Origin of the sequence: Shewanella sp. SP1S2-4 (assembly GCF_031932075.1) — a bacterium.
Classification (GTDB): Bacteria; Pseudomonadota; Gammaproteobacteria; order Enterobacterales; family Shewanellaceae; genus Shewanella; species Shewanella baltica.
The window spans coordinates 58595-83419 of record NZ_JAUOET010000015.1; the positions used below are offsets into that span (position 1 = coordinate 58595).

24 protein-coding genes are annotated in these 24825 nt (G+C 47.1%); 8 read left to right on the top strand and 16 right to left on the bottom strand.

Features of this window, described 5'->3' with window-relative positions:
- Positions 1-48 precede the first annotated feature (48 nt).
- From prc to Q4Q52_RS14325, 4 genes are all read right to left on the bottom strand, one after another.
- Positions 49-2094, bottom strand: coding sequence for a carboxy terminal-processing peptidase (prc, locus tag Q4Q52_RS14310; protein WP_006081910.1), 2046 nt, complete (start codon positions 2092-2094; stop codon positions 49-51).
- A 28-nt stretch (positions 2095-2122) separates the two neighbouring features.
- Positions 2123-2749, bottom strand: a complete 627-nt coding sequence (gene proQ / locus Q4Q52_RS14315; RefSeq protein ID WP_006086276.1) for an RNA chaperone ProQ — start codon at positions 2747-2749, stop codon at positions 2123-2125.
- Positions 2750-3031: 282 nt separating this feature from the next.
- A complete protein-coding gene (locus Q4Q52_RS14320) occupies positions 3032-3490 on the bottom strand; it encodes a GAF domain-containing protein (RefSeq protein WP_006081912.1) in 459 nt (152 codons plus the stop codon).
- 17 nt (positions 3491-3507) lie between these two features.
- Positions 3508-3807 (bottom strand): YebG family protein, encoded by a 300-nt coding sequence (locus Q4Q52_RS14325; protein ID WP_006081913.1) that lies wholly within the window; start codon positions 3805-3807, stop codon positions 3508-3510.
- Between the two features lie 207 nt (positions 3808-4014).
- Between Q4Q52_RS14325 and Q4Q52_RS14330 the strand changes: the two genes are divergently transcribed.
- From Q4Q52_RS14330 to Q4Q52_RS14340, 3 genes are read left to right on the top strand one after another with little or no spacing between them, the layout of a single operon-like run.
- Positions 4015-4647 carry a paraquat-inducible protein A gene (locus Q4Q52_RS14330; RefSeq protein ID WP_311990916.1) on the top strand — a complete coding sequence of 211 codons (633 nt, stop codon included), beginning with the start codon at positions 4015-4017 and terminating at the stop codon, positions 4645-4647.
- A 1-nt stretch (position 4648) separates the two neighbouring features.
- Entirely contained in the window at positions 4649-5266 is a 618-nt protein-coding gene (locus tag Q4Q52_RS14335) for a paraquat-inducible protein A (RefSeq protein ID WP_006086274.1), read from the top strand.
- Entirely contained in the window at positions 5253-7892 is a 2640-nt protein-coding gene (locus tag Q4Q52_RS14340; protein ID WP_311990917.1) for an MlaD family protein, read from the top strand. The genes Q4Q52_RS14335 and Q4Q52_RS14340 overlap by 14 nt, the downstream gene beginning before the upstream one ends.
- Positions 7893-8033: 141 nt before the next feature.
- Here the strand turns inward: Q4Q52_RS14340 and Q4Q52_RS14345 are convergent, their stop codons facing one another.
- On the bottom strand, positions 8034-9260 hold the full coding sequence (locus Q4Q52_RS14345) for a nucleoside recognition domain-containing protein (protein WP_311990918.1): 1227 nt from the start codon (positions 9258-9260) through the stop codon (positions 8034-8036).
- A gap of 223 nt (positions 9261-9483) precedes the next feature.
- On the opposite strand from Q4Q52_RS14345, the gene rsmF reads away from it, so the two are divergent.
- On the top strand, positions 9484-10959 hold the full coding sequence (rsmF, locus tag Q4Q52_RS14350) for a 16S rRNA (cytosine(1407)-C(5))-methyltransferase RsmF (protein WP_311990919.1): 1476 nt from the start codon (positions 9484-9486) through the stop codon (positions 10957-10959).
- Positions 10960-11200: 241 nt separating this feature from the next.
- Here the strand turns inward: rsmF and Q4Q52_RS14355 are convergent, their stop codons facing one another.
- The 9 genes from Q4Q52_RS14355 to apbC all read right to left on the bottom strand — a co-directional run bounded on the left by Q4Q52_RS14355 (position 11201) and on the right by apbC (position 18345).
- The gene (locus Q4Q52_RS14355) at positions 11201-11989 is read right to left on the bottom strand and encodes a YchF/TatD family DNA exonuclease (protein WP_311990920.1); all 789 of its coding nucleotides are present in this window, start codon (positions 11987-11989) and stop codon (positions 11201-11203) included.
- A gap of 196 nt (positions 11990-12185) precedes the next feature.
- Positions 12186-12512, bottom strand: a complete 327-nt coding sequence (locus Q4Q52_RS14360; RefSeq protein ID WP_006081920.1) for a PilZ domain-containing protein — start codon at positions 12510-12512, stop codon at positions 12186-12188.
- Between the two features lie 6 nt (positions 12513-12518).
- Positions 12519-13475 (bottom strand): DNA polymerase III subunit delta', encoded by a 957-nt coding sequence (holB, locus tag Q4Q52_RS14365; RefSeq protein ID WP_300483727.1) that lies wholly within the window; start codon positions 13473-13475, stop codon positions 12519-12521.
- A complete protein-coding gene (gene tmk / locus Q4Q52_RS14370; RefSeq protein WP_300483724.1) occupies positions 13469-14095 on the bottom strand; it encodes a dTMP kinase in 627 nt (208 codons plus the stop codon). Before tmk ends, holB begins: the two co-directional genes overlap by 7 nt.
- Before the next feature lie 22 nt (positions 14096-14117).
- A complete protein-coding gene (gene mltG / locus Q4Q52_RS14375) occupies positions 14118-15155 on the bottom strand; it encodes an endolytic transglycosylase MltG (protein ID WP_012089387.1) in 1038 nt (345 codons plus the stop codon).
- Complete coding sequence (gene pabC, locus Q4Q52_RS14380; RefSeq protein WP_311990921.1) at positions 15152-15961, bottom strand: aminodeoxychorismate lyase; 810 nt, start codon at positions 15959-15961, stop codon at positions 15152-15154. Before pabC ends, mltG begins: the two co-directional genes overlap by 4 nt.
- A 5-nt stretch (positions 15962-15966) precedes the next feature.
- On the bottom strand, positions 15967-16548 hold the full coding sequence (gene dcd, locus Q4Q52_RS14385; RefSeq protein ID WP_006081925.1) for a dCTP deaminase: 582 nt from the start codon (positions 16546-16548) through the stop codon (positions 15967-15969).
- A gap of 31 nt (positions 16549-16579) precedes the next feature.
- Positions 16580-17218 (bottom strand): uridine kinase, encoded by a 639-nt coding sequence (gene udk, locus Q4Q52_RS14390; protein ID WP_011846994.1) that lies wholly within the window; start codon positions 17216-17218, stop codon positions 16580-16582.
- 11 nt (positions 17219-17229) lie between these two features.
- Positions 17230-18345: an iron-sulfur cluster carrier protein ApbC gene (apbC, locus tag Q4Q52_RS14395; protein WP_311990922.1), complete on the bottom strand. Its 1116-nt coding sequence runs from the start codon at positions 18343-18345 to the stop codon at positions 17230-17232.
- 160 nt (positions 18346-18505) lie between these two features.
- Here apbC and metG point away from each other — a divergent pair, with 160 nt between their 5' ends.
- Positions 18506-20575: a methionine--tRNA ligase gene (metG, locus tag Q4Q52_RS14400; RefSeq protein WP_311988818.1), complete on the top strand. Its 2070-nt coding sequence runs from the start codon at positions 18506-18508 to the stop codon at positions 20573-20575.
- 320 nt (positions 20576-20895) lie between these two features.
- Positions 20896-21852: an AEC family transporter gene (locus Q4Q52_RS14405; protein WP_311990923.1), complete on the top strand. Its 957-nt coding sequence runs from the start codon at positions 20896-20898 to the stop codon at positions 21850-21852.
- Between the two features lie 158 nt (positions 21853-22010).
- On the opposite strand, the gene Q4Q52_RS14410 is transcribed toward Q4Q52_RS14405, so the two are convergent.
- A complete protein-coding gene (locus tag Q4Q52_RS14410) occupies positions 22011-22763 on the bottom strand; it encodes a Nif3-like dinuclear metal center hexameric protein (protein ID WP_311990924.1) in 753 nt (250 codons plus the stop codon).
- Positions 22764-22833: 70 nt separating this feature from the next.
- A complete protein-coding gene (locus Q4Q52_RS14415) occupies positions 22834-23304 on the bottom strand; it encodes a glycine zipper 2TM domain-containing protein (RefSeq protein WP_311990925.1) in 471 nt (156 codons plus the stop codon).
- A gap of 54 nt (positions 23305-23358) precedes the next feature.
- On the opposite strand from Q4Q52_RS14415, the gene aat reads away from it, so the two are divergent.
- Together aat and Q4Q52_RS14425 are read left to right on the top strand one after the other, a co-directional pair.
- Positions 23359-24072: a leucyl/phenylalanyl-tRNA--protein transferase gene (aat, locus tag Q4Q52_RS14420; RefSeq protein ID WP_311990926.1), complete on the top strand. Its 714-nt coding sequence runs from the start codon at positions 23359-23361 to the stop codon at positions 24070-24072.
- Positions 24059-24769 carry an arginyltransferase gene (locus Q4Q52_RS14425; RefSeq protein WP_006081933.1) on the top strand — a complete coding sequence of 237 codons (711 nt, stop codon included), beginning with the start codon at positions 24059-24061 and terminating at the stop codon, positions 24767-24769. Before aat ends, Q4Q52_RS14425 begins: the two co-directional genes overlap by 14 nt.
- The last annotated feature ends 56 nt before the right edge of the window (positions 24770-24825 follow it).

Consider the following 24825-nt stretch of genomic DNA (forward strand, 5'->3'; position numbering starts at 1 on the left):
CGCGCCATAAGCGCGTTTTGATATTGGATAAATCGACTCGACTAGCGCCTACTTAGCACTAGTTTTAGCCAGTTTTTGCGCATCAGCCATATCTAAAGTGATATAAGCCGTTTCATCTAAAAATGCGTCTGGCAATTCGGCGTCGTCTTTAATGTCTTCCATGGATTTAACCGGTGCTAAACCATTGGCGACTCGGCGCTCGTTCGTTCTATCGAGGACTTTCTTCTCATCGGCTTCGCGGGAGGCAATGCGCTCACTTTCAACCAGAGAAACTGTCTTCTCTTTGTGGTGCTTTTTAAAGTCGGCAATATCTTGATTGATATAAGCAAACTCTACGCTGCTTTTGATGCGGTTAAGGTGCTTGGCCTCAAGGCTAGTCACTAACTCAGGCGTCACATCATTGAGCGTGCCATATTGCGCCATTGGCACTTTATCCCAAGGCAAGGCATTTTTCTCTTCAGCTTCGCCGTACTCACCTGGCTCTAACGCACTTGGGTAAGCAATGTTTGGTGTCACACCTTTAAGCTGAGTGCTGCCGCCATTGATCCGATAGAACTTTTGAATCGTGTATTGCACATGACCAATTGGCTTTTCATACATGTCGTAGATACGGCCTAAGCTCTTATGCTGCTGCACTGTACCTTTACCAAAGCTAGACTCACCAACAATCAGCGCGCGGTCATAATCTTGCAATGCGGCAGCAAAAATCTCAGAGGCTGAAGCACTGTAACGGTCAACCATAACAGTTAAAGGACCGGCATAACTGGTTTTGCCATCGTTATCACGGTGCGCAGACACACGGCCATCGGCATCACGAATTTGCACCACAGGACCCATATCGATAAAGAGTCCCGTCAGCAACACGGCTTCTGTTAATGCACCACCACCGTTACCTCTAAGGTCGATGACTATGCCTTCAACTTTGGCTTCGTTTAACTTCACTAGCTCTTTTTCAACGTCCTGTGACAGATTCATGTAGAAACCAGGAATATGGATCACACCGACTTTGCGATTAGCGTACTCGCCATCTTTAGGTTCAATCACCTTAGAGGTTGCCGCTCTGTCTTCAAGACGAATTTTATCGCGTACTAAGGTAACGTCGAATGGCTTAGCATTCGAACCACCTTTCTTCGGTAAAATTTGCAGTACGACTTTACTGCCCTTAGGTCCTTTGATCAGATCAACCACGTCGTCTAAACGCCAGCCGATCACATCAACAATTTCACCGCCTTCTTGACCGACGCCGACAATCTTGTCTTCTGGCGACAGTTTTTCGCTGCCAGCCGCAGGGCCGCCAGCAATTAAGCTTTTAATCACAGTGTAATCGTCTTCAAGTTGCAGTTGAGCACCAATCCCTTCAAGGCTTAAATTCATTTCCATTTGGAAACGTTCAGCATTGCGTGGTGACAGGTAACTCGTATGCGGCTCAATGCTGCGTGAGAAGGCATTCATCACGCCTTGGAACACGTCTTCACTGTTGGTTTGAGTCAAACGTTTGATGGCGTTGTTGTAACGCTTTTGCAGGATCTCAACAATCTCAGGCCATTTTTTACCTGTGAGTTTCAGATTTAGCGCATCGTATTTAACACGTTGACGCCATAACTCATTGATCTCGGCTTGATCTTTTGGCCATGCCGCATCGTCACGATCATACTCATAGGCATCGCCAGGGGCGGAGAAGTCCATCTCTTTATCCAGTAGGGATAAAGCATAGACAAAGCCTTCATAACGACGCTTTTGGACGATATCAAACATTTTATAGGCAGGCTCAAGTTCACCAGAACTGAGCATGTCATCGAATTGGGTAGCATAAGGTTTGAAGCTATCAACATCCGCTTGGGTTAACACATTGCGGCGATAGTCTAACTGCTGCAGGTAACGGTCAAAAATTTGCGTAGAAAAGGCATCATCAAGATTAAATCTATGATAGTGCGAACGAGTGTATAAGTCCGTTACCCTTTTGCTCGCGACCTTATGTTGCGCTTCCTGCTTGAGAGTGGGTAACTCGCTGATTTGAATCGTGGGTGGTACGGCCCAAGCCGAAAATCCGACAAAAACAGTGGCGATCGAGGTAGCCAAAGTGAGTTTTCGCATCAACAAGTTACTCCGTTTTAAAAAATGATTACAGCAGGATATGTTCTGCTCTAACTTTAATCGTTAGGCCACTATCAAGCTGAACATGAATATCTTCCTTGTTAATATCAGTAATCACACCGGCTACGGGTGTCATACCTAACTTAACATTGACGCGTTGTTTTTTCGTTAAATCAGTCAATTGTGCTTGGACATAATTTACGACTGGCGCTGCTTTAGGCGCAGGCTTAGCAGGACGCTCAGTTTTAGCACGTTGAGGAACAGCCACCTTTTTAGGTGCTTTCTTCGCCGCAGGCTTAGGTGCGAGTGCTGCACGTTTCGCTTTCGCTTTATCCTGACTCTCTTTCAACATGGCTTGAGCATGGTCAATGTGCTCTTGCTCTAACTCGCCGCAAGGTTCGCCATCCAGATTAACGCGTTGTGCGCCCGCTTTAACGCACTTTAAATAGCGCCAGCTGCTGGTGTAACGTCTTAAGGCAACTCTGAGCTGAGTTTTACTGACTTTAGAATCATCAGCCAACCTTTCAGCCAAATCTTGAAACAATCCGATTTTTAATGGCTTAGTTTCACCTTCAGCAATAAAGCACAAAGGAAATGTTTCATACAAATACGCCAAAATTGCATTGGTGTCGGTCAACTTTTCTGTTGATTCCATCATTACTTCCACAGTCAAAAAGGGACATCGATTCGAGGTGATATATATCAACTTCTTACGTGTCGTTTATCTTCGTTAAACTCAATATTGAGTCAACGTACAAATTAGCATCCTAGCCGCGTTTACTAAAGTTAAAAAAAATATACCTTAACAAATTTTTACAGCTCAAAACACTAAGCTTATTCATTGCATGCCAATCAAACCAGCTTAATGCGTGCAGGCGCATATTATAAGGCGCACGCCACCGATTGCGACTATGAATTATGCGTTATTGTACGCAAATTAATCAAATAGGCAGTTTTCAAAACTTTTAACCAGTAATTCCAGCCCCTTTTGGTCTTCTTCGTCGAAACGATCGAAGATTGGGCTGTCAATATCGAGCACGGCAACCACGTTACCTTGAGCACAAACTGGCACAACGATTTCAGAATTACTGGCAGAATCACAGGCAATATGGCCATCAAATTGATGTACATCGGCCACTCGCTGGGTTTGATTGGTGAATGCCGCCGTACCACACACGCCTTTTCCTAACGGAATACGTGTACAAGCCACTTTACCTTGAAATGGGCCTAATACGAGTTGTTCGCCACGCATAACGTAGAATCCCACCCAGTTCAGCTCAGTCAAATTATCATTGAGTAAGGCTGAAAAATTCGCCATTGCCGCAACAAGGTCGTCTTCCCCTTCCAATAAGGCCAAGGCTTGACGGTTAAGTGACTCATAAAATTTCGATTTCATTACATTTCCTAACAATTTTATTCTGCTGCTTCGGTCTTTTTAGCCGCTTTTTTCGCAGCAGGTGGATTCGTTGGCGTACTATTAACCTGAACGACACCTTTAAGCAAGTTCGTCAGCTCATCTTTATTGTTAGCAAAATAGAATGCGAGCTTTTCGCCCACGCTTTCATCTATACCTAAATCAGCTTTTTGAATGAAGGGGATAAGGTTATCGGCGATATCGAGCATCTTATCGTAGGCATCAGCCTCCTTCTTAGATGTGAATGTCATCTTTTCAACCCCTTCTCTGACCACGACAAACTGTGTTATTACTGCCATGACTGCCCTCGCACTGTTTTTATATACAGTAACTAGAGTGACATAGATTGAACTTGTGATGCAAGTGTTCTGATTAATCTGATATTATTAGCGTACTTTCGTTGCCAAGATTATAAAGCGCTAGACTGTGCAGAACGGCTGATTAGCACTACACTTTGCACCGATCTCGCTGTTATTACTCCTATTTAGGCTAATATATATTTTTATATGCATGAAAACGCAGCAGAAAATTCAGTAATCCTTTGTCGTTCCTGCGATTTAGCAGTCCGCAAACGTGCCTTGCCAAGCGGTGTCAGAGCCCTTTGCCCCCGTTGCAGTACTGCACTTTATGACACTCCGTACTGCTCTGTAAATGGCATGCTCGCCCTATGTATCTCGGCATTAGTGTTTTATTTTCCTGCCAATTTTTTACCCGTACTCGAAATTCACTTTTTCGGCAGTATTCGCACCACCACAGTTTTTCAGGGCGCGTTTGCGGTATTTGACCAAGGTTATTGGGTTGTTGGTTTAGCCGTGCTTGCCGCCGCAGTGATTGGTCCAGGCTTATTACTGTTATCGATACTGACGCAGATTTTGATTGTGAAATGGGGACTGAGTCGTATTTTTTGGCGTAACTCATTGAAGCAATTATTGAAGTTTCATGGCGTATTATCACAACTCACTATGCTGGAAATTTATGTGATCAGCTTTTTGGTTTCATCGTTCCAGCTTTCTGATTTTTCTGACATTTATTTTGGTATGGGCACATTTTGCTTCACTATGTTGTTTCTCGTGACTTTGTTTCTGCAACGAGAGTACGACTTAGAGCACATGTGGACGTTATTGGAAGGTCATCGCTGATATGAAGCAACAAGGTAAAGATATCGGCCTGTGTCTGTGTAAGGTCTGCCGCCAGCTCAATAGTAGTGACCTCAGCCACTGCCAACGCTGTGAAGCTGAGTTGCAGGTCAGGGACTATTCCAGCCTGCAAAAAAGTTGGGCTTTGTTGATTACCGCTGCCATCTTGCTGGTGCCTGCCAACATTTACCCTATCACTATGCTGACCAACCAAGGGCAAGTGCGGCACGACACCATTTTTTCGGGCATTTTGCATCTAGTGCATTCAGATATGTTGCCCATTGCCGTGATAGTTTTTACTGCCAGTATTTTAGTGCCATGGATTAAAATCATTGGCTTATCCATTTATCTGTGCGCGATCAGCTTTGATATTCCGATTTCAAAAAAGAAATTGATGGTGGGTTTTCACATCATCGAATGGATTGGTCGTTGGTCTATGCTCGATTTATTTGTCATCTCAATCACAGTGGCATTAGTGAATATGGGACAACTACTCGACGCTAAACCCGCGCCTGCAGCGACCGCATTTGCCTTGGTTATTCTGTTAACTCAGTTAGCCGCAAAAGTGTTAGACACTCGTTTACTCTGGGATCGATTGGAACCTCAAGATGACACAAATTGAATCGCCGAAAGTTGTAAAGAAAAAACTCTTTTCGCCCATTTGGCTACTGCCTATTGTCGCGTTGGCATTGGGTGCGTGGCTGGGCATTAAGAGCATTAAAGAATCGGGCGTTGAAATTCAAATTCACTTTCCGAGCGCCACTGGGATTGACGTAGGTAAAACCTTAGTCAAATACCAAGGCTTGACTGTCGGTAAAGTCAAAGACATAGGAATAGATGAAGATCTCAAGGGCGTAAACGTTAAAGTCATGATGGACTACCGTGCTAAGCCTTTCTTAAATAAGGAAACTCTCTTCTGGCTGGTCACCCCTAAGGCCAGCATCACAGGCGTTGAAGGCTTAGATGCGCTGTTCTCAGGTAACTACATCGCGATTCAACCGGGTAAAGGTAATGCGTCAACCTTCTTCGAAGCTGAACGCCAACCGCCGCCGATGCAAATCGGTTCAGAAGGTGTGATGGTCGAACTGACCTCAGACAAACTCGGTTCGTTGGATGTTGGCTCGCCAATATTTTTCCGCCAAATCCCTGTGGGCAGTGTGGTTAGCTATCGTTTAGATGGTAATCAAAGAGTCATCATCAGCGCCTTTATTCAAGAGCAATACGCGCGATTAGTGAAGAAAAACTCTCACTTTTGGAATGTCTCCGGTGTTAAAATTGATGCTTCGCTGACTGGGGTTAAAGTCAGCTCTGAGAGTTTGGCCTCCATTCTGGCTGGCGGCGTGAGTTTCAGCTCTGACGATAACGCGGATATTGCCAAAAACGGCGACGTTTTTTCGCTTTATGATTCAGAAACTACAGCCCTTGGCGGCATAGAAATAAGTCTCACCATGGCTGATGCTAACGGTGTCGACAAAGGCACTCGCATTGTTTATCGCGGCATCAATATCGGCAGCATTTTAAGCAAGCAACTCACCGCCAATGGCGTAATAGCTGTGGCTAAGTTTGAACCTCAATACGGTTCACTGTTAACTAACGACGGCGTGTTTTGGCTTGAAGGTGCCGATATTTCCCTCTCAGGCATTAAAAATCCAGAGCGTTTACTAACGGGCAGCGTGATCAACTTCCTGCCAGGCATTAATACAAAAACGGCGATGCCAAGCAGTTTTGCCTTACAAGCCAAAGCACCTGATTTACTGCAATCAAAGAAGCGTTTCTTGACCTTAACCTCTGCCGAAAACATGGGCATTTCAGCGGGCGCCGAAGTTCGCTTTAAGCAAATCCCCATTGGCTCAGTGCTTGCGGTTAAGTTAACCAAAGATTTATCGGCGGTGGAATACCAACTCGAGTTACAACCTGAGTTTGCTAGCATAATTCGCAGTGACAGCTATTTTGTGCCTGAGTCGGCATTAACAGTAAAAGCATCACTAGAGGGCGTTTCAGTCAAAGCAAGGGACTTTACGACGCTCACTCAAGGTGCGGTTAGCTTGATCCAAGGCCACAGCGATACGCCACTCGCCGCCAACAGCGCCCTCACCTTGTTTAGCTCAGTGGATGCCGCGATAGCCTTCTATGATCGTCAGCAACAAGTGCATCTGACCTTAATCAGTCAAGATGGCGCCGATGTCAGCCAAGGCTCACCGATTTACTATAAAAAGATGCAAATTGGGACAGTTGACTCAGTGAACTGGCAAAGTAAGACCGAAGACTTTGCTATCAAGCTCGCTATCGACAAACAATTCCAGCCCTTGCTGAAAAAGCCGAATGTGTTCTGGCGTAACAGCGCCGTGGATATTAGCGCCAGTCTTGCTGGTATTGATGTTGCGGTCGCGCCGCTCCAAGGAGCATTAAAGGGCAGCATCAGTCTGGGATTGCTTGATAGCAATGGCAAAGCCAGCAATGCAGCTAACTTAAAACTCTATGAGAGCAAGCAGTTGGCATTAACGCAGGCGCAGGCAATTCGCCTCACCTTACCCGCTTCAAGCAAGCTTACCGCCAAAGCAGCGATTCGCTATCAAGGTCATCAAGTGGGTGAAGTGTCGCAGGTGAAGCTCAATGCCGATCTCAATACTCTCACTGCAACGGCCTATCTCTACGGCGAATACGCCGAACATTTCAGTCGCAGCGACTGTGAATATCATCTAGTGGATGCACAAATTTCTCTGGCGGGAATTAAAGCGCCAGAAACCTTGATCACTGGCCCTTATATCGGTGTACTGCCGGGTACAAGCAGTCAAAAAGCGACCCAGTTTGTTGCCAACCTCGCTGCCAGCAGTTATGCCAACGTTGACGAAGATGCGCTTAAATTCGTCTTAGAAGATAACAACTTAGGCTCGATGAAAGTCGGCACACCTATCTTCTTCCGTGGTATCAAAGTCGGTCAAATCGACGGTTATAGCCTGTCGACACAGGGCAATAGCGTGCTGATGCAAGCCCATATTGAGCCGCAGTACAGTCACTTAGTGAATCAAAGCAGTCAGTTCTGGGATGCTTCTGGAATTAAAGTCGATGTTGGCCTCTTTTCAGGTGCTCAAATCGAAGCGGGCTCGCTGGAAACCTTACTCGCTGGCGGTATTAATGTCGCGACTAAGGACACGACTCAAGAAGGTAATCGTTTAGCAGCAGGAACAGTATTAAGATTGCAACACAAAGCCGAAAACGAATGGCAGGAATGGGCACCGGCCCAGTAATTCTTTTCATCAAAATACTTACACCAACGCACGAATATTAAAGCTCTTACAAATAAATCAGGCGCATAATGCGCCTGATTTATTTTTAGCTTCTCGAAATGTCATTGACACATTCTAGGGCGCTCAAGACCCTTACCATCCTTAACCATAGAACCAATAACAGACAGCAATCGCAGCGCTGATCCCCGCAAAATCCGCGGTTAATCCACAGGCTAAGGCGTGGCGGCCATGGCGAATACCCACAGAACCAAAATACACGGCGAGAACATAAAAAGTAGTTTCAGTGCTGCCCTGAAAAATCGCCGCTAATCGGCCAGCAAAAGAATCGACGCCGTGATGATCCATTGTCTCGAGCATCATGGCTCTGGCGCCTGAACCACTAAAAGGTTTCATCAGCGCGGTCGGCATAGCATCGACAAAACGCGTATCGAAACCCAATATCCGTACGCCACTGGCAATCAAGTGCAACAGATAATCCAAGGCGCCGGATGCGCGCAGTAAACCTATAGCCAATAACATGGCGAGCAAATAAGGGATCAGTTGGATAGATTGGGCAAAACCCGCCTTCGCCCCTTCAATAAACTCATCATAAACCGCCACTTTACGGATGCCTGCAACAATGACGAAGGTAAACACTAATAACAATAAAATGCCGTTACCCATTCCCGTCGACACTGTGCCAATGGCTTCAGCACTTAAGGTCATCAGATAAAAAACACTCGCCACTAGGCCAGAGAGCATCAAGGCGCCATAACCGAGCACCACAGAGTTTAATAACGAAATCCGCTGCACTAACGCCACAACCAGTAAGCCCGCCAATGTCGAGGCCGAGGTTGCCAGTAAAATCGGCAGGAAAATATCCGCAGGCGCGGCTGCACCTTGCTGGGCACGGTAAAGGAATACCGTCACAGGTACTAAGGTCACAGAGGAAGTATTGAGCACTAAGAATAAAATTTGCGCATTAGTCGCCACGGTTTTTAGTGGATTCAAACTCTGTAAATCATGCATCGCCCTTAAACCAAGCGGCGTGGCGGCATTATCTAAACCGAAGATATTCGCCGTTAAATTCATCGTGATACTGCCAAAGGCGGGATGGCCCTTGGGCACTTCTGGCATCAAGCGGCGCAGTAAGGGCTCAAACACAAAGGCTATCGCGCTGACCACACCGGCCTTCTCGCCCACCTGCATTAACCCCATCCACAGGGAAAGTACACCAATCAGCCCAAGGGAAATTTCGGCGGCAAGCTTAGCGCTAGCAAATAATGCGGCGACCGAAGCCGATAGGACTTCTATGTGTCCATTGAACAGTTGCACCGCTATTGCCAGCAATGCCGTAACAAAGAAAGCTAACCACACGCGATTCAGCACGCTAATCCCCTTATTTTTATTTGTTTTTATTCTATTAGCTCATGACTACTGAGTGCTAGCTTTATGGCAACTCATTCTAATATTGCGGCAATCGTCAGTGCATAAACCTCAAATCACCATAACGGCTGAGGCACTTGGGATAAAATCTCAGACCCAATAAGGGATTATGATATACTCGCGCCAGTTGATACACAGTCTATTTTCCTATGGTTCAATGAAATCAATGGTTCAATTAAATCAAAATTTTATCGATACAATCACCCAAGAACTCCCCGCCCATTTATCCATGGACGAGTTTATTGCCGCCTGCGACAGGCCGCTTAGACGTTCAATTCGGGTCAATACCTTAAAAATCAGCAGCGACGACTTTAAGACTCTGATGCAACCTAAGGGCTGGACGTTTGATCCTATTCCTTGGTGTGAAGACGGATTTTGGATCAGTTACGATGAAGAAGAACAACTCGGCAATGCCTTAGAGCACATTCAGGGCTTATTCTACATTCAAGAAGCCAGCTCTATGTTGCCGCCGACCGCACTTTTTACGCCTAGTGCATTTACGCCTAGTGCATTTACGACTAGTGCAAAGTGGCAGTGCGTACTCGATCTCGCCTCTGCGCCGGGTTCAAAAACCACGCAAATGGCCGCATTGATGCAAAACCAAGGTTTATTGGTGGCGAATGAGTATTCGGCGAGCCGCGTGAAAGTATTGCACGCCAATGTGCTGCGCATGGGCGCGAGCCACTGCGCTCTCACCCATTTCGATGGCCGCGTGTTTGGCGAATACCTGTATGAAAGTTTCGATGCCGTGCTCATTGATGCGCCCTGTGGCGGCGAAGGCACAGTGCGTAAAGACGCCGATGCGTTAAAACATTGGAGCCTTGACGATGTGTTGGCGATTAGCGAAACCCAAAAAGCCTTAATCGAATCGGCGTTTCTCGCCCTGAAACCCGGCGGCAGTTTGGTCTACTCGACCTGCACCTTAAACCGTCTCGAAAACCAAGGCGTATGCGAGTATTTAAAACAAGTCTACGGCGATGCCGTGCAATTTGAATCCTTAAGCGATTTATTTGATGGCGCTGAGCGAGCCACGACTGCCGAAGGCTTCTTGCATGTCTGGCCACAGATTTACGACAGTGAAGGTTTCTTTGTCGCTAAATTGACAAAAACTGCCTCTGTGCCGCGGTTACAGCCAGAGCCTAAACTGCAGAAAAACTTCCCCTTCACGACCGCATCAGCGAAACAAGCCCAAGGGATCAAAGACTATTTTCAGCAGGATTTAGGCATCAGCTTACCGGACGAACTCCTCATGGTTCGCGATGATGAATTCTGGCTATTTCCTCATAAATTCAACGCTTTTATCGGTCGTATGCGCTTTCAGCGTATTGGCATTAAACTCGCCGATAACAGTAAGCACGGTTTTAAAGTCCGCCATGAAGCGATTATTGCTTTAGCGGGAAAACAACTTAGCCCAACGGCAAAAACGGTCGATGTGAGCGATGTTGAAGCCAAAGAGTATTTGATGGGGCGAGATATTCCCTTAGCTACCGCAGGCAAAGCCCAAGGTGAAGTGATCGTCTGTTATGGCGGCGCGCCGTTAGGCATGGCGAAACATTTAGGCAATAAGTTAAAAAACAACCTGCCCAGAGACTTAGTGAAAGATAAAGTATTATTGCTACCAGAACAGACAAAATCGTTATAGTTCTGCTGTTTTTTAGCGATAAATAACCTAAAAAAGGGGAAGGTGAACGCGACTCTAGGGCAAAAGCTCGACTACACTGAGTCTATTGTAAAGCGCACTGCATGGCGCTTTCACCTGTAGCGCACGGCTCTTCAACGAGCCATTCCCCTAGGCCCAAACAGCTTTCATCGTTTTGGGCCTTTTTTTATGCCTGCACGCTAACAATCACGCAATCGCATAACATGGGTCAAAGCACTTGAGGCTAACGGCCGACTAAACGCGCCGCATCTTTGAATAAATTAAAGAAGTTATTACTCGTGTACTCAGCAAGATCCTCGTAGCGCTCACCCCTAAGCTCGGCCACAAACTCTGCCACATCACGCACATAGGCGGGCTGGTTTTCTTGTCCACGGTGTGGAATAGGCGCCAAATAGGGCGAGTCTGTTTCAACCAGCAGGCGATCCTGTGGCACTTTACGGATAACAGTGCGCAGTTCGCCGGCATTTTTAAAGGTGACGATACCTGATACTGAAATGTAAAAACCAAGATCAATCGCCGCTTTTGCCATTTCCCAATTCTCAGTAAAGCAATGCAGTACGCCGCCAACTTTATCCGCGTTGCCCTGCTTAAGCATAGTGATCGTGTCTTCACGCGCATCGCGAGTATGGACAATCAAAGGTTTATTCACTTCGACCGCAAGGGCGATCTGCTGCTCAAAACATTGTTGTTGCAGCAATTTAGTTTCGTCGGCATAAAAATAATCTAGACCAGTTTCACCAATCGCGACCACTTTAGGATCGGTGGCAAAGCGGCGGATTTGCTCAACATCAAGCCCTTCTTTAACGTCTAATGGATGCACGCCCGATGACAAAAATACCTGTTCGAAGGCTGCAACTTTATCTCGCATCGATTCAAATCCCTGCTGGCGCACGTTGACGCATAGCATATAGTCCACGCCACGGGCTTTCGCGCTGGCCAGAATATGTTCTAGGGTTTGTTGATCAGGCGCCGCTTTAAGGCGATCGAGATGGCAGTGTGAATCAATAAGCACAGGGATTTCCAAGCTGAATAACAAAAGGACGACAAGGATACCCAGCCAAGGGATCGAGGTCAAATTCCGCGGAGGTGAAGAGTCAGTTTAGAGTGCGGGCCAATGTTAAAACTTGAACAGTTAAACGAGAGTAATGCTTAAAGCAGAGCGTTTAAACCTAAGTAACCTTCAAACCAGAGCAATTATGCGGGCCAACCTACATAGTGCAGGTTAGATCGCCGGAGGCCAGTTCGCGGGACAGTAATTTTTCGATGTGGTGTTTATGGCTATCGGGCTCAGAAACAATTTTAATGCCAATGCCTACAGGACGGCCGCCCGAAGCACCTAAGGGATTGATCCATACCACGACACCGCGAAATTCATTCGTTATGGTCGCGCCCGGTAAGCGATACGCAATCGTCAGCGGCTGGCCAAGGTAATGCCCTTCACTAGTCGCAATGAATAATCCTGCCGGCTTAATAAAAGGCATATAGGCACGATATAGCTGATGTAAGGTATCAAAATTAACGACGAGATCTACCATGGCATATTACTTATTTGTTATCTCTCTATATTCTAAGACATAACTTTGACACAAGGCCAGATAATTGACGCTCGGCATTGTACTTAAGCTATGACACATTCCCATGATCTTGGCCGCCAAGTTCCCGAGCTGCGCATGGATAAACGCATCTTGGTGGCTATTTTTCAGTAATACCTGTCGTATAAGCAGGTATAAAACCTTAAGAACATCAATTATTTGTTGTTCACTTATAGTTAACAAACTAGCACACAGATGACCAGACGACAAACTTTGGGCCCAATCTTTGCGAAACTGTAGCAAGGATTGATAACGGCTCTGTTGACCACCTTCAGACTGCAAGCTCTCTGCCAACTTTAGCGGTCCACCCACCACACTCAAGCACCAAGTAACATCCTCTTGGATATCACATTGCTGCGCTAACCAGTTTTTGATGATTTCTCGACTTGGCACAACGAAGGGAATGCGCTGACAACGGCTGCTGACCGTCGCCATTAAACGTGCAGGCGTATCCGACTGCAATATCAGTAAAGTGTCTTTACCCGGCTCCTCAAGAGTTTTAAGGAGAGCGTTGGCGGCAGCGGAGTTAAGCCGCTCGCTATGATGAATAATCGCCACCCGCATACCGCTTTGCTGGGCTGTCGCCGTAAGACGCGTGCAAAGCTCACGAATTTGATCGACTTTAATTTGATTGCCATCGGCAGCAATATGGTAAAAATCGGGATGATTGCCCGCATCAAAGAGCTGACAAGACTTACAAAAACCGCAGGCCCCCACAGGCGTTGGCTGCAAACACATGGCCGCGCGCGCCATAAACACACTCAGCAGCTCACCACCATAGGCAGAATCAATGCCGACAAGCTGCGCATGGGGCATTTTTTGCCGCGTGAGTTGCGCTAAAAATGCCTGCCTTGGCCCTTCGAGCCAAGGCAATTGCGCAGCCGTAAACCCAGACTCAACTACCATGCCATCGCCTGTAGTACGGCTAAGATATCTTTATGCACTTCGGCCATGGTTTGACTCGCATCGATAACCACTATGCTGTCATCTTCGCTGGCAAGTTTAAGGTAAGTCGCGCGAGCCCGTTCAAAGAAATCAATCGCTTGTTGCTCAATTCTATCAAGCTCACCGCGTTTAGCCGCGCGGGTTAGCCCAAGCTTAGGATCTAAATCTAAGTACAAAGTGAGATCGGGTTTAAAGCCTTTTAGGGTGGCAGTGCTCACCGCTTCCACTAACGGCATTAAGCCCCTGCCACCACCTTGATAGGCCAGTGACGATAAATTGTGTCTGTCACCCAATACCCATTGACCCTTTGCAAGCGCGGGCTTAATGACATTAGCAACCAACTGGGCTCTGGCGGCATAGATAAGTAAACACTCGGCTTCGTCGCACAGGGGATCGGTCGAATCGGCAATTTTGACTAAGTCACGGATACGTTCGGCCAGTGGCGTGCCACCTGGCTCACGGGTACAGATTGGCGCTTTACCCGTATGTTTTTCAATAAAGTCGCGAATAAGGTTAATCGCACTCGATTTACCCGCGCCTTCTAAACCTTCAATAACGATAAATTTTGCAAAAACTGACATTGGATTTTCTTTCTCTGCATTTTTACTTTGGTGATTTTTCTGGCGTCGCCGGTTTTTTCTTACGCTGATACACATCTACAGCTTGGTTGTGTGCTTCAAGTGTGCTTGAAAACACATGGGTACCATCGTTGCGTGACACAAAATAGAGATAACTCACACTGGCGGGCTTAGACACGGCCATCAGTGAGGCTTTGCTCGGTGCTGCAATCGGTGTCGGCGGTAATCCAAAGATACGGTAAGTGTTAAAAGGTGTCTCTTCGACTAAATCTTTACGGGTGATATTGCCCTTATAGCGTTCGCCCATGCCATAAATAACCGTCGGGTCGGTTTGCAGACGCATGCCTTGATTAAGACGATTAACGAATACTCCGGCAATTTGGTCGCGCTCATGGGCTTGGCCGGTTTCCTTTTCGACTATCGATGCCAAAATCAGCATTTCATAGGGGGATTTTAACGGCAGATTTGGTGCCCGTTCCGCCCACGCTTTGGCAAGCTCTTGCTCCATCATCTTATAGCTTTGAGTCAGCAGGACTTTAACATCCGCCTCGGCGGTATAATGATAAGTGTCGGGAAAGAATTTACCCTCTGGCAAACCTGAATCATCGCCCTGCGCCATCAACACGGCGGCAAACACCTCTGGTGACATCTGTAAATGCGGCGCGCTGGCAAGTTGTTGTTCCCATTCAACGATGGTTTTACCTTCAACTAAGGTCAAACTGAAGGTTTTCACTTTCCCGGCAATCAAATCATTCAGCAAATCGGTAATGGTTTGTGAAGGTGAGATTTCGTAAAGGCCCGAGCGGATCTTAGCAAGCTCAGGGCGGAACTTAAGTAACCACTTGAGTTTCCACGTATCTTGAATCACACCATCGTCGGCAAGTTGCTGCGCAAGCTGGTTAACGCTGGTACCGCGTTCAACGGTCAGCTCTTTAGGCTCGCTGAGACTCAGCGGCGTTTGACTGTATTCGATAACAGTTTGATAGCCCCAAAAGGCGCCCAAACAGACTAATGTCAGCAAGGTCAACAAGGTTGAACTGGCGATAAGAATGAGTTTTTTCATAGGGTGAGTGAAAGTGTCTGTCTAAGTTGCGCGGTAATCGGAGCACGGCTGAACTTGAGCGAGTCTATCGCCAGCACATCCACAATTCCTAAAACGCTGTTAGTGATAAACGCTGAGTCAAATTCAATTAAACGCTCGGCGCCAACGGGCAAACATTCGATATTCATGTTCTGTTCAAGCAAGGCTATCATAACCTGTTCGCGCATCACACCCGCCACGCCGCACTGGGCTAATGAAGGGGTTATAACGCGATTGCCTTTGATAAAAAACACATTGGCCATCGAAGATTCAATCACATTGTCTTCGATATCGTTAACTAACCAGTCATCAAACCCCTGAGGTAAAGGGTGGGATTTTATCAAGACTTGTTCGAGTCGATTTAAATGCTTCATCCCAGCCAACAAGGGCTGCAAACCCAATCGTATCGACGAGGTTTTAAGGCAAATGCCCACTTGCTGCCACTTTGCATAATGGCTTGGGATAGCATGAACTGAGACGATTTCGGTAGGATTAACCGTTTCTGGTGGTGTGTAACCACGGCCACCGACACCACGGGTAACGATTAACTTAATGCAATGATGTGGATATTCAATGGCTAAGGCATAAAGCTGCTGTTGCAATGCTTCACTCATTTGCCATTGAAACCCAAGCCTTGCGGCGCCTGCGGTTAAACGAGCTTGATGGGCGTTGAAAAACAAAATCCCCTCAGCGCCTGTCCGCATAGTCGCAAACAGGCCATCACCGTAGGCAAGCCCTCGATCGGAAGGGTCGACACTCGCCTGCGATGCGCCATTCACCCAAAACACTTGTGTTAGTCCTGACTGATACGGCTGGCGACCGCTTCTTGCTGATCTTTATACTTGGCACTTTTACGGGTGTTATAAGGACGTGCAACCGCATGATTGAGGCGTTCAAAGTTAAGCGCGCCTATGGTCATACGTGGACGCAAGGCCAAAGGTAACTTGCCGCTGTTATAGAACTCGAGCACTATTTTACCCTGCCAACCCGGATCGATACGGTGCGCCGTCACGTGCACCATCAGGCCTAAACGCGCCAATGATGAACGACCATCGAGCCAACCGACGATATCGGCGGGCAGCGTCACGCTCTCGTAAGTCACCGCCAAGGCCAATTCGCCAGGATGCAGGAAAAACGCTTCGCCATCAGGGATTTCGATAATTTCACTCATCACCCGATCGAGCGCAGCTTGCATCTCGACGCTTGGACCACTCAAGTCGATATAAGGCGCAGTATGATCTTTAAAGACGCGAAACTGTCCACCTAAGCGCACATCAACACTGACGCCTGAAATAGCTTCTATACCTGGGCGAGGTTCTATTACGATAGTGCCGTTATCAAGGGCCTGTTCAATTTCGATATCGGTTAAGCGCATCTTGCCTATTACTCCTTGAGTTTTTATGTCGTTATTTTGCCAGTAAATGTTGGATACGAGTTTTTAAAATATCGGTCGCAATACGATTCTTACCGCCACGGGGAACGATAATATCGGCGTATTGTTTCGACGGTTCGATAAACTGTAAGAACATAGGACGCACGGTTTTCTTGTACTGAGAAATCACAGATTCCATCGTACGGCCGCGTTCTGCCACGTCACGGGTTAAGCGACGTAGGAAACAAATGTCCAGCGGCGTGTCCATAAACACACTCGCGTCCATCAACGCACGTAACTTAGGATCGGTCAGCAGTAAGATACCTTCTAAAATGATCACCTTTTTCGGTGTCATCGTGAGAGTTTCTGCTGTACGAGTGTGTTCTGTGTAGCTATAACAAGGGATATCAACAGCTTCGCCAGACTTCAGCAACTGTAAATGGGTGCACAACAGTTGATGGTCCAACGCTTTTGGATGATCGTAATTCGTTAATACCCGTTCATCCATGGATAAATGACTCTGATCGCGATAGTACGCGTCTTCATTAATTACCCCAATTTGATCTGTGCCTAAATCGCGGCGTAATTCGTCAAAAATCGTTTTGGCAATTAAACTTTTGCCCGATGCTGACGCGCCAGCAATTGCAATAATGACACACTGCTGAGAATTCATACCCTTAAACCTTACTCGTCATCTGAAACACTAATAGAAACTGTTTTCTGGCTTTGTTTTAAAGCCAATTCTGCGCCCACTTTACGGGCAATTTCCCGATAAAGTGCGGCTACTTCACTGTCTGGTTCGGCAACGACCGTCGGCGCACCGTTATCCATGGCTTCACGGATATTGATGTGCAGCGGCAAGGCGCCTAACAGTGGAACTTGATAACGCTCGGCGATTTTACTGCCACCGTGTGTTCCAAATGGATGTTCTTTATGGCCACACTCGGGACATAAATGGAAACTCATGTTTTCGACGATACCCAGCACAGGAATGTTCACTTTCTGGAACATATTGATGCCCTTCTTGGCATCCGCCAGCGCGATATCCTGCGGTGTAGTGACGATAACAGCACCACTCACTGGCACTTTTTGCGACAGAGTTAATTGAATATCACCCGTACCCGGCGGCATATCGACGACTAAATAATCCAGTTCTGGCCATTGGGTTTCATTGAGCAGTTGCGCTAGCGCCCCCGCTGCCATTGGGCCACGCCAAACCGCGGCTTCATCACCGCTGAGCATAAACCCAATCGATTGCGCGGCAATACCATGGACACTGGCGGCGGTCATATGCTTGCCATCGGGGGAAAGCGGTCTGAAATTAGGAATACCTAGCATCATAGGCACTGACGGGCCGTAAATATCCGCATCGAGAATACCCACCTGCGCGCCTTCAGCCGCGAGGGCCAAAGCTAAGTTCACCGCTGTGGTTGACTTACCCACACCCCCCTTACCTGAGGCAACGGCAATCACTTGCTTCACATTGGCAATCGGTGCGATAGAAGATAACGCTGAATAGGCTTTTGGTTGAAAATCGATTTCACATTCGACTTCATCGATAGCATCTAGCACGGCCAACTTGTTGGTCAGCGCCATCACAGTGTCGCGATACTGGGTCATGCAAGGGTATGGATAGACTAAGCCAAGCTGTAAACGCTTACCTTCCAACGCCAGTTTATTTACGCATCCTGCGCTCACTAACCCTTTCGCGAGATATGGGTCAATAAATGAATCGAGAATAGCCAGAACTGGCCCGAGAAGATCGTCATTTAGACGATAATCAGTTTGAGTTGAAGACAAAAGAATTACCCCCACCAATAAATTTGCCCAAGTGTACCAGATAATGCAGAAAACATTAGCGCAGATTTAGCTCAATCGGCTCAGCTTTTGATGAAAATCATCCTGTAATCGGTTAGTATCTCTACCAATATTTTTGGCCCACCACGATATTTGAGACAAGATGGCAACTTCACAACGTAAAATTCTCGTGACCAGCGCACTTCCCTACGCAAACGGACCGATACATTTAGGTCACATGTTGGAATACATCCAGACAGATATCTGGTCGCGTTATCAAAAGCTTCGTGGACATGAGTGCCACTATATTTGTGCCGATGATGCCCATGGCACGCCGATCATGCTTAAAGCCCAGCAATTAGGCATAGCGCCTGAAGATATGATCGCCCAAGTTAACAAAGAACATCAGCAGGATTTTGCCGATTTTAATGTCGCTTTCGATAACTATCACAGCACCCATAGCGAAGAAAACCGTCTCATGGCGAGCGATATTTATCTCAAGCTAAGGGACAACGGCTATATCAAGAGCAAGAGCATTTCTCAGTTATTCGATCCTGAAAAATCCATGTTCCTGCCCGACCGCTTCGTAAAAGGCACTTGCCCTAAATGTAAGTCACCTGATCAATATGGCGATAACTGTGATTCTTGCGGCGCGACTTACAGCCCAACTGAACTGATCAATCCAAAATCAGCGGTATCGGGTGCAACGCCAGTGATGAAAGACACTGAGCACTTTTTCTTCGACCTGCCCGCCTTCGAAGGCATGCTAAAAGAGTGGACTCGCTCTGGCGCCCTACAAGTCGAAATGGCCAATAAACTCGACGAATGGTTTGAGCAAGGTCTGCAGCAATGGGATATCACCCGTGATGCACCGTATTTTGGTTTCGAAATTCCTGATGCACCGGGCAAGTATTTCTATGTGTGGTTAGATGCGCCTATCGGCTACATGGGTTCATTCAAAAACCTGTGTGCAAAACGTCCTGAGCTGAGCTTCGATGAGTTCTGGGGTAAAGATTCTACTGCTGAGGTTTATCACTTCATCGGTAAAGACATAGTCTACTTCCATAGCCTCTTCTGGCCAGCCATGCTGCACGGCTCAGGTTATCGTCAGCCAAACAGCGTCTATGCCCACGGTTATGTGACGGTCAATGGCGCGAAGATGTCTAAATCGAAAGGTACGTTCATTAAGGCGCGTACCTATTTAGATCATTTAGATCCTGAATATTTACGTTACTACTACGCCGCCAAACTCAGCAGCCGTATCGACGATTTAGATTTAAATCTGGAAGATTTCGCCCAGCGCGTGAACTCAGATTTAGTCGGTAAACTAGTGAACTTAGCCTCGCGCACCGCAGGTTTTATCACTAAACGCTTCGATGGCAAGCTCGCGAAAATTAACGACACCACCCTGACTGAGGCGTTTTTAGCCAAGCAAGACGTGATTGCCGATTTTTACGAGTCGCGCGAATACGGCAAAGCGATGCGTGAAATCATGGCATTAGCGGACATCGCCAACGGGTTTGTAGCCGATGCTGCGCCTTGGCAAATGGTTAAACATGACGATCAACAGGAAGCAGCCCATCAAGTGTGTTCAAACGCCTTGAATCTGTTCCGTATTCTCGTGACGTATCTAAAACCTGTATTGCCACGTTTAGCCCAAGATGTAGAAGCCTTCTTCCAATTGCCACTCACTTGGGATGCATTGAGCCAAGATTTAGCGGGTCATGAAATCGCCCCATTCAAGGCAATGATGCAACGTGTTGAGCTGGATAAAGTCAATGCCATGGTTGCTGATTCCAAGGATAACCTGCAAGTCACGGCCGATGCGCCAAAGACGGCTGCGCCTGAAAAAACCGCTAAAGCTTCATCGGTGAGTAGTGAGCCGCTGGTTAACGATCCTATCAGTGAGACCATCAACTTTGATGATTTTGCTAAAATCGACCTGCGTATCGCTCGCATCGTTAAAGCTGAACATGTTGCTGACGCTGACAAATTACTCAAGTTACAACTCGACATCGGTGGTGAAACACGCCAAGTGTTTGCCGGGATCAAATCGGCTTATTCGCCAGAAGATCTCGAAGGCAAGTTGACGGTGATGGTGGCGAACTTAGCGCCACGTAAGATGCGTTTTGGCATGTCCGAAGGCATGGTGTTGGCCGCTGGCCCTGGTGGTAGCGACCTGTGGATTTTAGAACCCCATGAAGGCGCACAGCCTGGTATGCGTGTTAAGTAATCTGCGCTAGATAACGCTCGAAAAATCAATAAGGCCGCATTTTATGTGGCCTTATTTGTTGGTTTTGACTGTTAGCCAATTCGTGGCGCCGAGTGTCAATTCGTCTTTTAAAAGACTGAGTTTACGCCACTAGGTTTAGCTGACAGGTTTAAGCGACTAGTTTAACTGACAGGTTTAAGTGACGGCTTTAAGTGACAGGTTTCAGAGATCGAGTTAATGCTCGTATTTCTATCGACAAGACATTCGCTGCAGTGTGATATCCATATCTGTGACAGGTCTAAAATCGACGCAATGTTCAGTGAATCATTCGAGGAGTAGTTATGGGAAATATCGTTGAGCAGTTGCTGTTTTCTGCCTCGATTACGGGTCCAATCTGTTTGATGTTAGCGCTCGGTGTGATCCTAAAACGCACCCAAATCATCAATGAAAACTTTATTGATGTCGCATCAAAATTAGTCTTTAACGTGACGCTGCCAGCCTTACTGTTCCTTAGCATTATTAGCTCCAATCACGATCTCGCCTCCAGTGCGCCCTTAATTGGCTATGGGTTAGCGGCCAATCTGCTGTTTTTTATACTATCCACCTATGCAACTGGACGACTATTTCCAAAGCACAAAGACCAAGGCGTGATCATTCAAGGGGGATTCAGGGCCAATACCGCGATTATCGGCTTAGCTTATGTTTCCAACGCCTACGGCAGTTCTGGTGTTGCTTTAGCTGCGGTTTATGTCGCCTCGATGACGCTGCTCTACAATATTCAAGCGGTTATTTGCCTAAGCCCTAAAGGCGAAGAATCCAGCCAACGCGCATTTGGCGTGATTATCAAGACCATTACCAAAAACCCGCTGATCATTGCCATTATGGTCGGTATGTTGTTCTATTTACTTGCTATTCCAATACCGAAAATGGTGCTCGATGCGGGCCAATATTTTGCCAATATGACCCTGCCACTAGCGTTACTGTGCACTGGCGGTTCGCTCGATATTGGTTCACTCAAACATGAAAAGCATTCAACTTGGTTCTCGACCGCATTGAAACTGATCTTTGCCCCGCTTTTTATCACGCTTGGGGCCTTGCTGTTGGGCTATCGAGGGATTGAGTTAGCGCTGGTCTTTTTAATGAGTTCTGCTCCCACCGCAGCCGCAAGCTATATGATGGCACGCGCCATGGGTGGCAATGCGCCCCTTGCGGCCAATATTATCGCGCTGACCACAGTCTGCTCGTTAATCACGTGCACCTTAGGCATCTTTGTATTGTCCACTTTGGAGCTGATCTAGCTGCTGCTAAAGGCTAAGAGCTGATTGCTAAATCAGCTAGAGGAACAAGTTTGAGTGCTGATAAGTCACCATAACTCACAGCAAAAAGGCGAGCCATGCTCGCCTTTCGTTTAGGGATAAACGGTTAGATAGTCACCATAAGCCGCTTAATTAATGGATTAGACCGGATTAGTGATATCCACAAAATGGTGCAAGAGATCAAACTCGCGGGCGAGATGACGGCCTAAGGCTTGAATCCCAAAACGTTCGGTCGCATGGTGCCCAGCCGCAAAATAATGTATGCCCTGCTCCACCGCACTGTGGAACGTGCGTTCGGACACTTCACCACTGATAAACGCATCCACACCTAAACTCGCCGCAACATCGATATAATCCTGCGCGCCGCCAGTACACCAAGCTAAATGTTGGATCTTGGCATCGCCATCACCAATGTGCAGTGGGGCTCTGCCTAATGCATCCTCAAGGGTGTGAGAAAATTCGCTAGCACTAACCGCAAGATCAAGTTTTCCACGCCACAGCAGCCCCTGAGCCACCTCTTCGATGGCTTCTGCGTCGACGATCCCAAGTTGCCTGCCTAAGGTCGCGTTATTACCCAGCATTGGGTGGGCATCTAAGGGCAAATGATAGCCAAACAAACTAATATCATGCTTGAGTAGCGCCTTAATCCTGCGTTGTTTCATGCCAGTGATCACTTCAGGCTCATTCTTCCAAAAAAAGCCGTGATGGACCAAAATCGCATCGGCGTTTAATCGAATCGCTTCATCGATCAAGGCCTGACACGCAGTCACGCCCGTTACTATGGTGTGGATCTCATCCTTGCCTTCTATTTGCAGCCCATTGGGCGCGTAATCTTTAAACGCCGAGACATGTAAAAAATCGGCTAAATATTGGGTTAATTCTGTCCGTGTCATTGCATTACCGTCCTTTACTCAAGATGTTCATTTACTGAAAATGGCGACTTAATCAAAATAAGACAGTCGCTTACATCGCGACATCAACACGCACACCACCTTGCAGATAGACGACACGTACTCTGTCACCCGCATTGAATACCATGCCAGCATCATAGTCTTGGATCACCATAACTTGGGTGCCATCTTCTTGATTGATCATCAATTCCACCAGCTTCAATGACTGCACGCTCGTGCCACTGCCATAACGATTGCCGATACCACCACCAATCAAGGCACCTAAAATGGTCGCCACATCACGGCCAGAACCGCCACCAAACTGATGACCAATCACCCCACCCGCTAAGGCGCCACCAAAGGTTTTCCAACCTCGATTACGGTCTTCAATCAGCTGGGTTTCAGTGATATTACGTACCGAAGTGATATCGCCATAGAGCACTTTCTCGACAGGCACGGCTTGATTACGGTCATAACCCGCACTCGCGGGGCTGAGGATAAACGCAAAAATAAACATAAAGCTTGCTAGAGTAGGTTTCCACATATCTGAATTTCCGCTAACTTAATAATAAGGTCTATAACTAAATCATACTCAATTGTGAAGTCACTGTCTTTTCTGAATCACGAATTTGAAGCTTTTCCTTCGCCCGAACTCGCCTTAACCGATCCTAATGGGTTATTGGCTATCGGCGGCGACTTACGTCCTGAACGCTTACTCTCGGCTTACTACAACGGTATTTTTCCTTGGTTTAACTCAGATGATCCTATTTTGTGGTGGTCGCCCGATCCCCGCGCTGTGTTTATTCCCGGTGACGCACACATCAGCACAAGTTTGCGGAAATACTTAAAAAAACAACCTTGGCGGATCACAATCAATCACGCTTTCACCGATGTAATGGCGGGATGCGCGCTGCCAAGAGAAAAACAGAGCGGCACTTGGATCACCCAAGAAATTCAAATGGCCTATCGCGAACTGCATCACACAGGTCACGCCCATTCCATTGAAGTCTGGGAAGGTGAACGTTTAATCGGTGGGCTTTACGGCTTAGCAATCGGCCAAGTGTTTTGCGGCGAATCCATGTTTCACCGTAAAACTAATGCGTCCAAGGCCGCAGTTGCAGCGCTGCAACAGCATTTACTCAAAATGGGATTCAAACTCATCGATGCACAAGTGATGAATCCTCACCTAGAAAGTTTGGGAGCCAAAGCCATTAAACGCATTGATTTTATAACGTTACTGAGCGAACTGAGAAACAATCCCGTGGACCCAGCGACTTGGACCACTAAAGAGGTCATCCTTGAACTCGAGTAAAGCATCGATTGCTATCGGTATCAGTCAAATATTTCCCTGCAGCTACCTCGATGGCCAGCAGGAGCAGCTACTAGTCATCCAAGAAGATACGCTCGATCCCATTTTATTTGAGCGTTTACTCGCGGTGGGTTTTCGCCGCAGTGGCGGCTCCATCTATAAACCCCGTTGCCCAAGGTGCAGCGCGTGCCAGCCTATTCGTGTGCCAGCGCATGAATTTGTGCCATCGAAGCGCCAAAAACGGACCTTAGCAAAAAACCAAGATCTGACCTGGCGAATTACATCGGAGCAAACCGCCGAACAATATGCCCTGTATGAACATTACATTCGTGAGCGGCATTTTGACGGCCCTATGTTTCCCCCGAGTGAAGATCAATATAATCACTTTCTTTTTTGCCATTGGTTGCCGCCGACGTTTATCGAGGTCTATAACGGCGATAAATTATTAGCCGTCGCGGTCACAGATACCTTACCCAATAGTCTGTCGGCGATTTACAGCTATTTTGACCCCGACGAAGAACAGCGTTCCCTCGGCGCCCTGTTAATTTTAATTCAGTGCCGATTGGCAAAACTCATGGACAAAGAATTTGTTTATCTCGGATATCAAATAGATGAAAACCGTAAGATGTCCTACAAGCGTTTATATCGCCCATATCAAATTCTCACACCGACGGGCTGGGAGTATTCCCAAGTTTGCTAAGTACTTCCCCTTTACAGCAGGGTGAATTTGGGGCATGATACGCCCGTTTTTTATAT